This window comes from Pseudomonas sp. SMN11 (genome assembly GCF_052041945.1).
Lineage (GTDB): Bacteria > Pseudomonadota > Gammaproteobacteria > Pseudomonadales > Pseudomonadaceae > Aquipseudomonas.
This window is the reverse complement of sequence record NZ_JBKGGW010000001.1, coordinates 82,867-96,795: the sequence shown is the minus strand read 5'-3', so window position 1 is coordinate 96,795 and position 13,929 is coordinate 82,867. Positions and strand designations below refer to the sequence as shown.

Sequence of the window (13,929 nt, the reverse complement as noted above, 5' to 3'; positions counted from 1 at the left end):
AGTTGCGCCAGGCGCAATCCGGCTCAAGGGTCGACGCTGCAGCAGGCCTTCAAGGTCTGCCGCAGCCAGCGATGTGCCGGGTCATTGTGGAAGCGCGGGTGCCATGCCTGCAGCACGGTCACCCGCTCCAGCGGCACCGGGATCTCGAACGAACGCAACGGCAGCCCGAGCTTGTGTACGCTGTTGAGGATGTTGGCTGGCATGGGCAGGATCAGGTCCGAATCCGGTAGCGAGAACAATGCCGAATGGAAACTCGGGGTAATCAGCGCCACCCGCCGCTGTACCTTGAAGTTGGCCAGTTCGACATCGATCGGCCCGTTGGCCCGGCCACGACGGGACACGCTGATCTGTGGATAACTGGCGAAGCTGGTCGGCGTGATTGGTTGGTCGAAGATCGGATGGTCACGTCGGGCCAAGCCGACATAGTAAGTCTGGAACAAGCTCTGCACCTTGATCTCCGGGCCCAGGTCGACGGTCGAGCTGATGATCAGGTCGGTACGCCCATCGCGCAGCACGCTGTCATCATCGCCACCGGGGCTTTCCGGCACGAAGCGCAGCACCGTGCGCGGCGCCTGTTCATGCATGCGCCGCAGCAGCTGGGCACCATACAAGGCGATGAACAGGTCATTGGTGCGAATGTTGAAGGCGCGATCGAGCTTGGGCAGGTCGACTTCATCGGCACTGCGGAACACCTCGCCGGCCTGCTCCACCAGCGCCGCCACCTGCTCGCGCAGGGCCAATGCCCGCGGCGTCGGCACCAGGCCACGGCCGGCACGTACCAGGATCGGGTCGCCCAAGGCATCGCGGATACGCCCCAGCGTGCGGCTCATCGCCGCCGGGCTCAGGTTCATGCGCTGCGCGGCGCCGACCACGCTGCCCTCATCGAGCAGGGCATCGAGGGCGACGAGCAGGTTCATGTCCGGGAGTTGCATGGCCGTTTTCCGTTACAGCTGTGGGGAAAGGCGATGGTAGCAGGTTGGTGGATTGCACCAGACGCAATGCGCTCGTGCGTGGCGGAGCATTTATTCACTGACCGTGTTCGGCCATAAATGAAGTATTGGCAGGCTCGTGCTTTTCGCGGGTAAACCCGCTCCCACAGGGACTGCACTGGATTCGAATCCTGTGGTGTATCTGTGGGAGCGGGTTTACCCGCGAAGAGGCCGGACCTGCTGAAACATCTACCAGCTCCAAGAAGGATCCCGCATGCCCAGCCCCGTCCTGATCGCCATTGATGCCTCACCCGCCTCCACTGCCCTGCTCACCCTCGCCCGCCGCTACTGCCGCCCCGATGAACACGAACTGCACGTGCTGCTGGCCATCGACTCCACCTTCGCCGTGCACGACAAGCCCGCGCCCTACACCGCCGAGGAACTGGAGGAATATCCCGCCGCCTGCGAGGAGCAACGCCTGGGTAATCGCGCGGTGGGTGAAGCCGTCCACTTACTGCAACAGGCCGGCTTCAGCAGCCAGGGCTGCATGGTCGCCGGGCAGCCGGTCGAGGCGATTGTCACCAAGGCACAAGAACTCAGTTGCGAGCTGATCATCATGGGTCACCGCCACCTGTCGCGGTTGGGGCGATTGCTGGACCCGTCGATCAGCGCGAAGGTGATTGATCGGGTTGAGGTGCCGGTGTTGGTAGGGGCCGCTTGAACCGCTGATCAGTCAAGTAATGCGATTGCATTGACCAGACAATGCGATTGGGATCAATTGCTGCGGGAATCCGGACCTGCAAATGTCAGGCCCGAATAGCAGCATTCACTCCTGGCTCGGCTTCACCACCACCGTGCAGGTCGTCCCCGCCGCCAGCAGGAACCCATCCGGCACTTCATCGATGTGAATCCGCACTGGCACCCGCTGCGCCAGGCGCACCCAGTTAAAGGTCGGGTTCACATCGGCGATCAGCTCGCGGCTCTGTGGGTTGTCGCGGTCGTAGATGCCGCGGGCGATACTCTCCACGTGCCCCTTGATACGCTCGCCGCTCATCATCTGCAGCTCGGCCTGGTCACCGACCTTCACATGCGGCAACTTGGTCTCCTCGAAGAAGCCGTACACCCAGAACGAGTTCTCGTCGACCACCGCCATCACCGCTTCGCCGGTACGCGCATAGTCACCTTTGTGGATGTTCAGGTTGGTCACGTAACCGTCCACCGTGGCGACGATATGGGTGCGCTTGAGGTTCAGCTCGGCCGCCGCCAGTTCAGCCTGGGCCTGCTGGTAGTCGGCCAGGGCGGAGTTGGCGATGTTGCTGGCGTCGTCGCGGTTTTCCTTGGAGATCACCAGGTTGTCCATGTCGGCACGGCGCTTGGCGTTGACCTTGCGCATTTCCCAGGTGGCCTTGCGCGAAGCGACCAGGGCCTTGGCCTGATCGACCGCCAACTGGTAATGCTCAGGGTCGATCTGGATCAGCAGGTCGCCCTTCTTCACCCGCTGGTTGTCCTTGACTGGCACGTCCACCACATAACCGGGCACATCGGCGGCGACGTTGATGATGTCGGCACGCACGCGGCCATCGCGGGTCCACGGCGTGGTCATGTAGTGCAACCACAACTGGCGACCGATCACCACGGCAGCGGTCAGCACCAGCAGGGTGGCGATCAGGCTGAAGAACTTTTTCATCGAAGGATTCTCACCAGTAGAGCGACAGCGCCAGGGCGCCGAACAGGCAGACGAACAGGCTCAGGCGCAGCAGCGCCGGGTGCCAGAAGAAGCGGTAACCATCATGGCTGGCGATGAACCGGTCCAGGCCCCAGGCCAAGCCCAGGGCGAACAGGAACATCAGGGTCATGGTGGGCATGTATACGCCATGGAAGGCGATTTCACGGGGCATGATTCAGTCCTTTCGCCGGTGCCAGGGGCGACTGTGGGTCCAGCAGTGAAGAACGGATGAAGTGCAAGTAGCTCTGTGCACGGCGCAGCACCGAAGTGTCGAAGTGCCGGGCGAAGGGTTCGTCGGTGGCCTGCACGCGAGCGATGGCGTGGTCCACCGCGACCAGGGCACGTTCGTGGTTGCTGGCGCTGGGCTGCAGGAAAAGGCGGGCCAGCGCGCGGCCCATGACTCGAATGGCCTGGCGCCACGGCTGCGACTCGGCGTAGGCCGGGTGGATCGGCGCACGGGCCTGCTCCTTGCGCAGTTCGATGATGGCGTGGCCGATCTCCAGCACAGTGAACATCCAGCCCATCAGCTGGCTCTGTACCTGCGGCTTGCCGGCAGCCAGGCCATAGGCCTGGTGCAACAGGTCGCGGGTGCGGCTTTCGAAGGCCGAGCCGAGGCCGCGCAGGCGCCCGCTGATGGCAAACAGCACCTGCCCGCGCAGCTCCTGCTCCAGGCGGCTCCACAGCCAGCGGCTGTTCGGCGGCAGGATGATCGCCCCCGCTGCGGCGCAGACGAACATGCCGATGACCATGCCGATGTAGTCGTTGATGAAGCTGTACGGGTCGTAGACGGTCAGGTTGTTGGGCACCGAGCCGATGGCGAAGAACACCAGCAGGCCAATGCCGTAACCGGCGTACGCCGGCCGCGACGAGAGGAACGCACCGAGCACGAACACCGGCGCCAGGACCATGCACAGCAGCGGGAAGCCGTCGATCCAGGGGAACACGAAGAAGGTTTCGAAGAAGCCGACGAAAGCCCCGATCGCCGTACCACAGGCCATCTGGAACGACATGCGCTTGGGGTTTGGCGAAGCGGCCGAGAGGCCCACGGTGACGGTGGCGATCAGGGTCATCATGGCGCCGCTGGGCCAGTCGCTCATCAGCCAGTAGCTGCCCAGCAGCAACAGCACCGCCGATGCGCGCACCCCGGCGGCCAGCGACACCAGCCAGCTGGTCTGCGCCACGTAGGGCTCGTCCCACTGCTCGCGCTCGTGCTTGTGCGCGGCCAGCGAGGCGTGGGTTTCGGCGTAGCTGTACATCTCGTCGACGAAGCGGTAGAGCAGCTCGAACGCGGTGTGGAAATCGAGCAGGTCGGATTCGCTGGGCTGGGTTGCCACATAGTCGGCGCGCAAGCCACGCACCTGCGCCTGTAGGCCTTCCTTGTAGGCCGCCAGCTCCAGGGTCAGGCGCAGTGCATCGGCGTCGGTCAGGGCCCGGCCGACATAGGGCTGCAGCAGCTCCACCAAGGTGTTCAGGCCGGGCTCGATGGCGCCGACGATCTGCAGCGGGCCCCGGGCGCGCAGGCGCTCCAGCAGGCGGTGCAGGGCGTTGAAGCGCGTGGTGATGGCCATGAACTCGCTGTTCATGCGCACCAGGCGGCCAGAGCGGCGGCGCATGTGCGGGTCTTCGAAGGCGGTGACGTTGCGCAGGCTCTCCAGCCCCACCGCCTCGGCGACGAAGCGCACGTTGCTGGTCTCGAAGCGGTCGCGCTGGCTATCGCCGCGCAAGGCCTCCACCACCACCCCGGCAAATACGCCGAAGCGCTGGTACAGGGCGTTGCGCATGGCGGCACTGGCCGACTGCGGCAGGATCGCGGCGCTGACGAAGGTCGACACCAGAATGCCCAGGGCGATCTCCAGCACCCGCCACACGGCCGCCATGAACGCCTGGTCCGGGTGCTGCAGCACGGGCAGGCCGATCATCGCCGCGGTGTAGCCGGCGAGGACGAAGCCATAGGCGCGGAAGGTGCGGTAGCGCATGGCGCCGGCCGAGCACAGGCCAACCCACACCGCCAGGCTGGGCAGGAACAGTTCGGTGTTCTGCGGGAAGATGGCAATCAGCGCGACCATCATCGCCGAGCCGGCCAGGGTGCCGAGCACCCGGTAGAAGCTTTTGGCGAACACATGGCCGCTCTGCGGCTGCATGACGATGAAGACGGTGATCATCGCCGTGCGCGGTTGCGGCAATTCCAGGCGCATGGCCAGCCACAGGGTGATGAACGCGGCCGCCAGCACCTTGAAGATGTACACCCAGGTGACGCCGTCGGTGCGCGCCCAGGCGAAGAAGCCCCGGCGCCATTCCAGGCTCTGCAGCCAGCGCACGGGCAAACTGGAAGTGCTCATTCGGCGTCATCCGGCTTCTTGTCGAAAATGGCCAGGGTGGCCGGGGTTTTCGGCGCGGCCTGGCGTTCTTCCTTCGGCACATCCTGGCCAGCCCGCAGGCCGCCACCCAGGGCGGTGACCAGCTCGGCATGGGCGATCAGGCGTGCCGCCTGCACCTGCTGCTGCACCTGCTGTTGGCGGAACAGCAAGGTCTGCGCATTGAGCACGTTGAGGTAGTCGGTCAGGCCGCGCTGGAAGGCCACCGTGGCGATGTCGTAGGTCTTCTGCGCAGCGGCCACCGACTCGGCGGCGAAGTGCGACTGCTCCTTCATCGATTCACGGCGGATCAGCTGGTCGGAAATGTTCTTCAGCGCACCGACCACGGTCTGGTTGTAGTGCGCCACGGCCACATCATAACCCGCCGAGGCAACGCCCAGTTGCGAGCGCAGGCGGCCGCCGTCGAAGATCGGCAGGCTGATCGCCGGGCCGACGTTGTAGTTGAACTTGCGCCCGGTCAGGAACTCCAGCGGGCCACCGCCGGTAGCCATGAAGCCGAGGCTGCCGACCAGGTCGACGTTGGGGAAGAAACCGGCATGGGCGACATCGATGCCACGAGCCTGGGCGGCGACCTGCCAGCGGCTGGCGACCACGTCCGGGCGCTGGCCGACCAGTTCGGCAGGCAGGTTCGAAGGCAGTTTCAAAGGGGCCGCGAGGGCCAGGGTCGGCCGTTGCAACTGCGCGCCCTCCCCTGGGCCTTTGCCCGCCAGCGCCGCCAGCTGGTTGCGGGTCAGGGCGATTTCTTCGTCGAGGCTGTCGAGCTGGCGATGGGTTTCGGGCAGCGGTGCCTCGGCCTGGCTGACCTCGAAATGGGTGCCGATGCCGCCATCCAGGCGGCGCTTGGCCAGGGCCAGGATCTGCTCCTGCTGTTCGAGCTCGGCCTTGACGATGTCGCGCTGGGCAAAATGCAGGCTCAGCTGGATGTAGGCACGCACTACGTTGTTCTGCAGTTCCAGCTGCGCCTGGCGGGCCTCGGCCACGCTCATGTGCGCCTGGTCCACGGCTTGCTCACTGGCGTTGCGTTCGCGGCCCCACAGGTCCAGCGCGTAGCTGAAGCCGAAGGCGGCGTTGTTGTCCCAGGTGTTGGCGCCCGATAGCGCGCCTGGGCCGTAGAACTGATCCTCGGGCCAGTTGTGCCGCTTGAGCGTGGCGTTACCGTTGACCTGGAGCTTTTCCGCCGACTCGACCACGCCGGCCATGGCCTTGGCTTCACGCACGCGCGCCGCCGCCATGGCCAGGCTCGGGCTACCGGCCACGGCCAGGTCGATCCAGCGGTCGAGTTGTGGGTCGCCATAGGCCTGCCACCAGCGCTGGCCAGGCCAGTGCGCGTCGCTGGCCGCTTCGCGAATGGCCGCGTCGGTGCTCAAGGTATTGGCTTGCAGGGTCTTGCTTTGCGGGGCGATACCCCAGGTTCCGATACAGCCGCTCAAGGTGAGACTAAGGGCACAGGCACTGAACACTTGAAGCGTTCTGATGATGCGACGCGGCACAGCTGCGATTTCCCGAGGAAGAGGTGGAGGGGCCGGGCAATTCTAGGGGGCCGCTGCACTGGCGATAAGCGTATATTCCTGCGAATCTTTGTTACCGAAACAGCGATAATCCGGCTTTGGTCGAACGCACATTTGCGTTACTTCGTGACACAATTTTGTCCTCTACCTTGAGAGTGACCCATGGACACCCTGCAAAACATGCGTGCTTTCAGTTGCGTAGCCCAGCTAGGCAGTTTTACCGCTGCCGCGGCGCAACTGGATACGACCACCGCGAACGTGTCGCGGGCGGTCTCCAACCTGGAAGCCCATCTGCAAACCCGGCTGCTCAACCGCACCACCCGGCGCATCGCCCTGACCGAGGCCGGCAAGCGTTACCTGATGCGCTGTGAACAGATCCTCACCTACGTCGAAGAAGCCGAGGCCGAAGCCAGCGATGCCCATGCCCGGCCCGCCGGTCAGCTGAAGGTGCATTCGATGACCGGCGTCGGTCAGCACTTTGTGGTCGATGCCATCGCCCGTTACCGCGAGTCGCACCCGGACGTGACCTTCGACCTGACCATGGCCAACCGCGTGCCCGACCTGCTCGACGAGGGTTACGACGTGTCCATCGTGCTGGCTACCGAGCTGCCGGACTCCGGCTTCGTCTCGCAGCGCCTGGGCATCACCTACAGCATTGTCTGCGCCTCGCCCGAGTACGTGGCCAAGCACGGTTTTGCGCACAAGCCGGTCGACCTGCTGCAGCATGCCTGCCTGCGCATGGTCAGCCCGGTGATCCCGCTGGAAAAATGGCTGTTCGACGGCCCGGAAGGCCAAGAACTGGTAAACATCACCAGCTCGCCATTCCAGGTCAACTCGGCGGATGCGATGAAAACCGCAATCCGCAGCGGCATGGGCATGGGTGTGTTGCCGATCTACTCGGTGATCGATGGCTTGCGTGACGGAAGCCTGGTCCGGGTGATGCCGGAATACCGGTTGCAGGAGCTGAACCTGTATGCCATCTACCCTTCGCGCCAGTACCTGGATGCCAAGATCAAGACCTGGGTCGAGTACCTGCGCAACTCGCTGCCGGAAATTCTGGCGGCCCATGAAGCCGACCTGAAAACCCATGAATTGCTGATCGCCAACTGAAAAAGCTGCTGCACCACGGCGGTGGACAATGGTAGGTTGCTAACCAATCAACCCCAGCCACCGCCCTGAGAAGTTGCCCGATGAAAAAGACCGTCCTGGCCTTCAGCCGCATCACCCCGGCCATGGCCGAGCGCCTGCAGCAAGACTTCAACGTGATCGTTCCGAACCCCAAGCTCGGCGATATCAGTGCCCAGTTCAATGAAGCCCTGCCCGAAGCCCACGGCCTGATCGGCGCCGGCCGCAAGCTCGGCCGCGCGCAGCTGGAAGGCGCGGGCAAGCTCGAAGTGGTGTCCAGCGTCTCGGTAGGCTTCGACAACTACGACGTCGACTACTTCAACGAGCGCGGCATCGCCCTGACCAACACCCCTGACGTGCTCACCGAAAGCACCGCCGACCTGGGTTTCTCGTTGATCATGGGTTGTGCCCGCCGTACCGCCGAGCTCGACGCCTGGACCAAGGCCGGCAACTGGCAGGCCACGGTCGCTCCGTCACACTTCGGCAGCGATGTGCATGGCAAGACGCTGGGCATCGTCGGCCTGGGCAATATCGGCGCCGCCATCGCCCGCCGTGGCCGCTTCGGCTTCAACATGTCGATCCTGTATGCCGGCAACAGCCGCAAGGCTGCACTGGAACAGGAACTGGGCGCCCAGTATCGCAGCCTCGAGCAACTGCTGGCCGAGGCCGACTTCGTCTGCCTGGTGGTGCCGCTGTCCGACGCCACGCGCAAGCTGATCGGCGCCCGTGAACTGAAGTTGATGAAACCGAGCGCGTTCCTGATCAACATCGCCCGGGGCCCGGTGGTCGACGAAGCGGCGCTGATCGAGGCGCTGCAGAATGGCACTATTCGCGGCGCCGGCCTGGATGTGTACGAGAAGGAGCCGCTGAGCGAGTCGCCGCTGTTCCAGCTGCCCAATGCGCTGACCTTGCCGCACATTGGTTCGGCGACTGCCGAAACCCGTCAGGCCATGGCCAACCGGGCGATGGAGAACCTGCGGGCAGCGTTGCTCGGTGAGCGGCCGCGGGATCTGGTGAATCCGCAGGTATGGAAGGGCTGACAGTTTCAGCTGAATAATCTGATCTCTGTGAGAGGGCATGCCTCCACAGAGATCCCAATGACAAACTTTGATATATGAAGACTGTTTCTTAGACTGTCATTATTGACAGTTGTAGCAGACCACTGGAAAGCGCTTCATGAACACTCGTATCAATGAGGTGTCTCATCATGAACATTTGCCCAGTCTGTAACAAGGAAATCAAAGCAGAAGAAGAAATGGTGGTGAAAGATATCAGCTACCACTCGAATTGCTTGCAAAAAAACGCTCTAACACCACTATCCAGGCCTGCAAGCCTCGATCTTCAACAATCGAAAACCAACCAGCAAACCGATTTTGAATAATGTGGCGGAGGCACTAGGCGGGGTAAGTGCTCTTTTATGCTCCGCCTCACGTCGCGTTTGAAATGACCTTATCCAGTTCATCGCGCATGCAGTATTACATGAGCTGCCTGCGCCGCCCCAATACCTTGCGCACCACATAGCGGGGCCGATGCTTGGTCTCCTGGTAAACCCGCCCGACGTACTCCCCCAATATCCCGATGCCGATCAACTGCACCCCACCCAGGAACAGGATCGCCGTCATCATCGAGGGATAGCCCGGCACATCATTGCCGTGCAGCATCTTGTCGATCAGCATGTACACCGCAAAGGCAAAGGCGAACAACGACACCCCTGCGCCCACGTAGCTCCACAGCCGCAGCGGCACGGTGCTGAACGAGGTGATGCCGTCCAGTGCCAGGTTCCACAAACGCCAGAAGCTGAACTTGCTGTTGCCAGCCGCTCGCTCCGGCCGGTCGTATTCGACGATTGCGGTGCGAAACCCCACCCACGACAGCACGCCCTTCATGAACAGTTGCTGCTCCGGCAACTGGCGGATCGCAGCCACCACCTTGCGGTCGAGCAGGCGGAAATCGCCGACGTTTTCTTCGATATGGGTCGAGGCGATGCGATTGTGCAGGCGGTAGTAGAAACGCGCGCTCCAGCGCTTGAGGGGCGTATCGGCGGCTCGGCTACGGCGCTTGGCCAGTACCACGTCAGCGCCATCCCGCCACAGCGCGATCATCTGCGCGATCACGTCGACCGGGTCCTGAAGATCGACATCGATCGGTACCACGGCATCGCCTTCGGCATATTCGAGGCCGGCGAACAGCGCCGACTCCTTGCCGAAATTGCGCGAAAAGTTGACCACCGTGACCCACTCGTCCCGCGCCGCCAACTCGGCGCAGATGTCTTCGCTGGCATCGCTGCTGCCGTCGTTGACGAACAGGATCTCCACCGTCACGTCCTGTAGCGTCGGTTCGCTGCGCACCGCGTCATAAAAGCGCTCCAGGGTGTCCTGCTCGTTGAACACCGGCACGATCAGGGTAATGTTCATGAGCCCCTCCGTTTGAACACCACGGTGTGCGAAAAGCAGTAGCCCGCAACCAGGCTGGTTGCCGAGAAGGTCAGCAAGGTCAGCCAGGGCGACAGGCCCGCCAGGTCGGAAAGCGCTCCCAATGCCAGACTGAGGCAGCCCATGCCCAACAGAAACAGCAGGTAGCGCTTGCCGGTCGGCCTGACCGCGAAGGTGTAGCGGGCGTTGAGCTGGTAGGACACGGTGGCGGCCAAGGCAAAGGCCAGCAGGTTGCTCGTTGCCTGCTTCAGGCCCAGGGCCAGGTGCAGACCGAAGAACACCAGCCAGTGCACCAGCGTGTTGCCGATGCCGACCAGGCCGTAGCGGGCAAAATGGTGCCAGGTCACTGGCCATATCCTTCTGGTGGTTTGACCAGCACGTAAGCGTCGTCGCCGACCCGGTGGATCTCATAGAAGCGGTTCGACACCTGCGGCGTAGGGCTGGCCGCCAATACCTGTTGCCGGTCCAGCGGTGGTGGCTGATAGAACGTGTGTAGCTCGTCGATCCCCACGCGGGGCAACATCTCGGGTAGCACCAGGTAGTTGTAGGCGTGGACCTTCGCCATGGCCGGCATGGCCTGCAAGGTACCCGCCGCCGCTGGAATCCATGGACGCTTCAACCAGTAGCCGAGAACGTAGTAATGCTCTGCCTTGCCAAACGACAGCAGATCATGGGCCATCATCTGCGCGATGGACTGATGCAACGCTTTCTGCAAGACCAGCACCCGGCCATAGGCGAACGAGAACGACAGCATGAACAGCAAGGGCGCGGCCAGCGCCAGCAAACGCAAGCGTGGCCACCTGGCCAATGCTCGGTGAACCAGGACATAAAGCAGCATCAGCAGGACACCCAGCCCCATCAACACCCGTACCGACTGCTCGAACTCCGCCAGCATCAAGATAAAGCCAGGCACACATAGCAAAGTCAGCGCAACCGGCATCAGCAAGGCCGCCATCAAGCCTAGCCGCTCGCCCGCAGTGGCCGAACGTTGCCATACACGCTGCGACTCACGCAGCAACGCCAACGCGGCGCAGAGCAGCAGGAGCGCGAACAGCCAGGCATTACCGGGGGTGATCAGCAAGCTCACGACCTCGGTCGTGGTCCTCATTCGTGCCAATACCTCAGCCAGCCATCGCCCATCCAGCGGCAACAAGCCGCCGCGCGTCGAGGCCACCAACCATGCGCTGCTGGCGTAATACAGCAAAACGCCCAGCAGAAGCTGCCCCGCACGTGCCGCAGCCAGACGGCAGACCACAGCACCCCGGTCACCCTCGGTCACTCGGCGCATCACCTCCAGCGCACAGAGCCCGGCAAACACGTTGACGCTGGGTTGATAGAGCGCAGCGCCGACAGTCACCAGCAACACTCCGCACAACCCGCCTCGCAAGTGCTGCGTGCCCAGTGTGATGGCCCAAACTGCCGCTGCCATGGACAACGCCATGCTGGCGCCGTCGTACTGGTAGGAAAGGTTCTGCAGGAAATACGGTTGGAACCACAAGGGCAACACCAACAGCACGCTGCTCAGGCTCGGCGTCTCGAACCAATAACGCAGCAAACGCACCAGCGCGTACCCGGTTACCAGCACCGCCAGCAGCAGCGGTAACGGATAGAGGTTCACGGCAGCGGGGGCGAAACTGAGTGCGGCGTACAAGGCGACCATCAACGGCCGCCCTACGTCCATCCAGTCATTGCGCGCCAGATGCTCACGGGCGTAGTCGTCGAGAAACGGCATGTCGGCCATTAGCAACGGCAGGACATGCAGCAGCAACGCCGCGCAGCAGATCAGCCACAGTTCTACAGGCGTAAGTGGCTTGTCCCATGACGGCGGTGGCGGCATCTCCTTTCCCCGGATATAGACTCCCGCAGAAAAGTCTAGCCAGCCGCCAACGCCCTATCCGGCATTTTTTTGCCAGCCTCAAGCCATGGCGGTAGCGGGTTTGGGCCGAGGCTTGCGGAACACCAGCACATTGCCCGCCATCACCGCCACCAGGCCCAGCAGCGCCGGTGTCGTCCACTGGTAGCCTTCGGCAAACGCCGACACGTTCAGCGCCACCAGCGGGAACAGCACGGTGCAGTAGGCCGCCCGCTCCGGCCCCATGCGCCCGACCAGGGTCAGGTAGGCGGTGAAGCCGATCACCGAGCCAGGGATGACCAGGTACAGCAGCGAGCCGATGTAGCGGGTGTTCCATTCCATGGCGAAGGGGATGCCGCTGACCAGGCAATACACGGCCAGCATCGACGCGCCATAGACCATGCCCCAGGCATTGGTGGTCATCGGTTTGAGCCCGGCCTTCTGCTGCATGCTGGAGAGCATGTTGCCGGCCGAGAAGCACAGCGTGCCGAGCAGTGCCAGGCCCAGGCCGTACAGGGTTTCGCGGCTGGCCGTGTGGTGCGAAAGCTCTGGCCAGAACAGCAGGCCCAGGCCGAGCAAGCCCAGTGCACCGCCACCAAGGACATTGCTGGCGATCTTCTGGCCGAAGAAGATCCGGGCGTTGAGGGCATTCCATAAGGTGGCAGTGGAGAACACCACGGCGATCAGGCCGCTGGCGATCCACTGGCTGGCCGTGAGGAAGCACATGAAGTTGACGCAGAACAGGCAGAACCCCTGCGCCAGGCAGATCAGGTGGCCGCGCTGGTTCATCGGCTGCAAGCGGCGGGTGAGCAGGAGAATGGCGAACAGGATCAGGCCGGCCAGGGCGAAGCGGTAGACGATCGACACCGGGATGGCGACGACGCCCAGTTGCAGTTTCAGGGCGATCCAGGTGGTGCCCCAGATCAGGACGGTGAGCAGGTACAAAGAGAGGTTCATGGCGGCGGTTCCTTGGGCCTTCCAAATTCAACGCCATCAGTGTTCTCCCTGCCCACCACCCTGCGCTTGCACAAACTTGCGCTTTTCGCCCACTGGTGGCTGTCACCAAAACGTAGGCGCAGTACGATGAGCGCCAGAGGAGCCGCCCATGACCCCACTTACCCAGCTGCAAGTGTTCAACGCCATGCACGCCTCGCCCAACGCCCGGCTGGAGCTGAGCGCGCACCTGGGCGACGGGCTGGCGGCGGCGTTGTGGAGCAACCGCGACGACGCCCGCGACTACCAGGCACCGAGCCATCACACGCTGTCGTGCTACATCGCCGACGGCACCGGGACCTTCCGTCGCCAGCGCCCGGCCGACAAGGGTGCGCCCAACAAGCTGTGCATCATGCCGGCGGGGCACGAGTCGAACTGGGTGGTGAATGGTGCTATCCGCCTGGCGCACCTGTATATCAGCGAAGCGCAGTTCGCCTTGGGCTGCGTGCGCCTGCTTGACCGTGAACCGCGCGAACTACAGCTGCGAGAAGCCACCTTCCTGGACGACCCGCAGCAATCGGTGCGTTTTCGCCGGTTGATCACCCTCGACTGGGATGAGCCCGCCGAGCGTCTGCTGGCCAGCAGCCTGGCCCACGAGATCGTCGACCATGCCGTGCTCAGCCAGGTTGGCCTGCGCCAGGGGTTGCGCCTGAAAGGCGGGTTGGCGCCAAGCTTGCGCAGGCAACTGGTGGAGTACATCGAGGCGCACCTCGACCAGCCGATTACCCTGGGTGAACTGGCACTGCGCTGCAACCTGTCCGAATACCACTTCGCGCGAATGTTCCGCACCAGTTTCGGCCTGCCGCCGCATCAGTATCTGCTGGCGCGGCGCCTGCACCGGGCTTGCCAGCTGCTGCGCTTGGGTGAGCTGCCCCTGGGCCAGGTGGCACTGCTGTGCGGCTTCGCCAGCGCCAGCCATTTCAGCAACCGCTTCCGCCAGGCGTTCGGTGCCACCCCAGGCGAGTACCGTATGGCCATTCGCGGCTAAA

The 13,929-nt window shown here is 63.6% G+C and carries 13 protein-coding genes; 4 read left to right on the top strand and 9 right to left on the bottom strand.

Features of this window, described 5'->3' with window-relative positions; translation table 11 throughout:
• Nucleotides 1-23 precede the first annotated feature (23 nt).
• On the bottom strand, nt 24-932 hold the full coding sequence (locus ACLEJU_RS00470) for a LysR family transcriptional regulator (RefSeq protein WP_435421687.1): 909 nt from the start codon (nt 930-932) through the stop codon (nt 24-26).
• Nucleotides 933-1,203: 271 nt separating this feature from the next.
• Here ACLEJU_RS00470 and ACLEJU_RS00465 point away from each other — a divergent pair, with 271 nt between their 5' ends.
• A complete protein-coding gene (locus ACLEJU_RS00465; RefSeq protein ID WP_435421688.1) occupies nt 1,204-1,650 on the top strand; it encodes a universal stress protein in 447 nt (148 codons plus the stop codon).
• Nucleotides 1,651-1,755: 105 nt separating this feature from the next.
• Here ACLEJU_RS00465 and ACLEJU_RS00460 read toward each other — a convergent pair whose 3' ends face one another.
• Genes ACLEJU_RS00460 through ACLEJU_RS00445 form a run of 4 tightly spaced genes read right to left on the bottom strand, consistent with a single transcriptional unit; the run spans nt 1,756 to nt 6,520 of the window.
• Nucleotides 1,756-2,616 carry an efflux RND transporter periplasmic adaptor subunit gene (locus ACLEJU_RS00460; protein WP_435421689.1) on the bottom strand — a complete coding sequence of 287 codons (861 nt, stop codon included), beginning with the start codon at nt 2,614-2,616 and terminating at the stop codon, nt 1,756-1,758.
• Nucleotides 2,617-2,626: 10 nt separating this feature from the next.
• Nucleotides 2,627-2,827, bottom strand: coding sequence for a DUF1656 domain-containing protein (locus tag ACLEJU_RS00455; protein WP_008097766.1), 201 nt, complete (start codon nt 2,825-2,827; stop codon nt 2,627-2,629).
• A complete protein-coding gene (locus tag ACLEJU_RS00450; protein WP_435421690.1) occupies nt 2,817-4,994 on the bottom strand; it encodes an FUSC family protein in 2,178 nt (725 codons plus the stop codon). The genes ACLEJU_RS00455 and ACLEJU_RS00450 overlap by 11 nt, the downstream gene beginning before the upstream one ends.
• Nucleotides 4,991-6,520: an efflux transporter outer membrane subunit gene (locus tag ACLEJU_RS00445; protein WP_435421691.1), complete on the bottom strand. Its 1,530-nt coding sequence runs from the start codon at nt 6,518-6,520 to the stop codon at nt 4,991-4,993. Before ACLEJU_RS00445 ends, ACLEJU_RS00450 begins: the two co-directional genes overlap by 4 nt.
• A gap of 180 nt (nt 6,521-6,700) precedes the next feature.
• Between ACLEJU_RS00445 and ACLEJU_RS00440 the strand changes: the two genes are divergently transcribed.
• Nucleotides 6,701-7,648 carry a LysR family transcriptional regulator gene (locus ACLEJU_RS00440; RefSeq protein WP_435421692.1) on the top strand — a complete coding sequence of 316 codons (948 nt, stop codon included), beginning with the start codon at nt 6,701-6,703 and terminating at the stop codon, nt 7,646-7,648.
• Nucleotides 7,649-7,728: 80 nt separating this feature from the next.
• Entirely contained in the window at nt 7,729-8,703 is a 975-nt protein-coding gene (locus tag ACLEJU_RS00435; protein WP_435421693.1) for a 2-hydroxyacid dehydrogenase, read from the top strand.
• A 435-nt stretch (nt 8,704-9,138) separates the two neighbouring features.
• On the opposite strand, the gene ACLEJU_RS00430 is transcribed toward ACLEJU_RS00435, so the two are convergent.
• The 4 genes from ACLEJU_RS00430 to ACLEJU_RS00415 all read right to left on the bottom strand — a co-directional run bounded on the left by ACLEJU_RS00430 (nt 9,139) and on the right by ACLEJU_RS00415 (nt 12,904).
• Nucleotides 9,139-10,077, bottom strand: a complete 939-nt coding sequence (locus tag ACLEJU_RS00430; protein ID WP_435421694.1) for a glycosyltransferase family 2 protein — start codon at nt 10,075-10,077, stop codon at nt 9,139-9,141.
• Complete coding sequence (locus ACLEJU_RS00425; protein ID WP_435421695.1) at nt 10,074-10,442, bottom strand: GtrA family protein; 369 nt, start codon at nt 10,440-10,442, stop codon at nt 10,074-10,076. The genes ACLEJU_RS00430 and ACLEJU_RS00425 overlap by 4 nt, the downstream gene beginning before the upstream one ends.
• Nucleotides 10,439-11,932: a glucosyltransferase domain-containing protein gene (locus tag ACLEJU_RS00420; protein ID WP_435421696.1), complete on the bottom strand. Its 1,494-nt coding sequence runs from the start codon at nt 11,930-11,932 to the stop codon at nt 10,439-10,441. Before ACLEJU_RS00420 ends, ACLEJU_RS00425 begins: the two co-directional genes overlap by 4 nt.
• 78 nt (nt 11,933-12,010) lie before the next feature.
• Nucleotides 12,011-12,904: a DMT family transporter gene (locus tag ACLEJU_RS00415; protein ID WP_435421697.1), complete on the bottom strand. Its 894-nt coding sequence runs from the start codon at nt 12,902-12,904 to the stop codon at nt 12,011-12,013.
• Nucleotides 12,905-13,052: 148 nt separating this feature from the next.
• Here ACLEJU_RS00415 and ACLEJU_RS00410 point away from each other — a divergent pair, with 148 nt between their 5' ends.
• Nucleotides 13,053-13,928: a helix-turn-helix domain-containing protein gene (locus ACLEJU_RS00410; RefSeq protein ID WP_435421698.1), complete on the top strand. Its 876-nt coding sequence runs from the start codon at nt 13,053-13,055 to the stop codon at nt 13,926-13,928.
• Nucleotide 13,929: the final 1 nt, after the last annotated feature.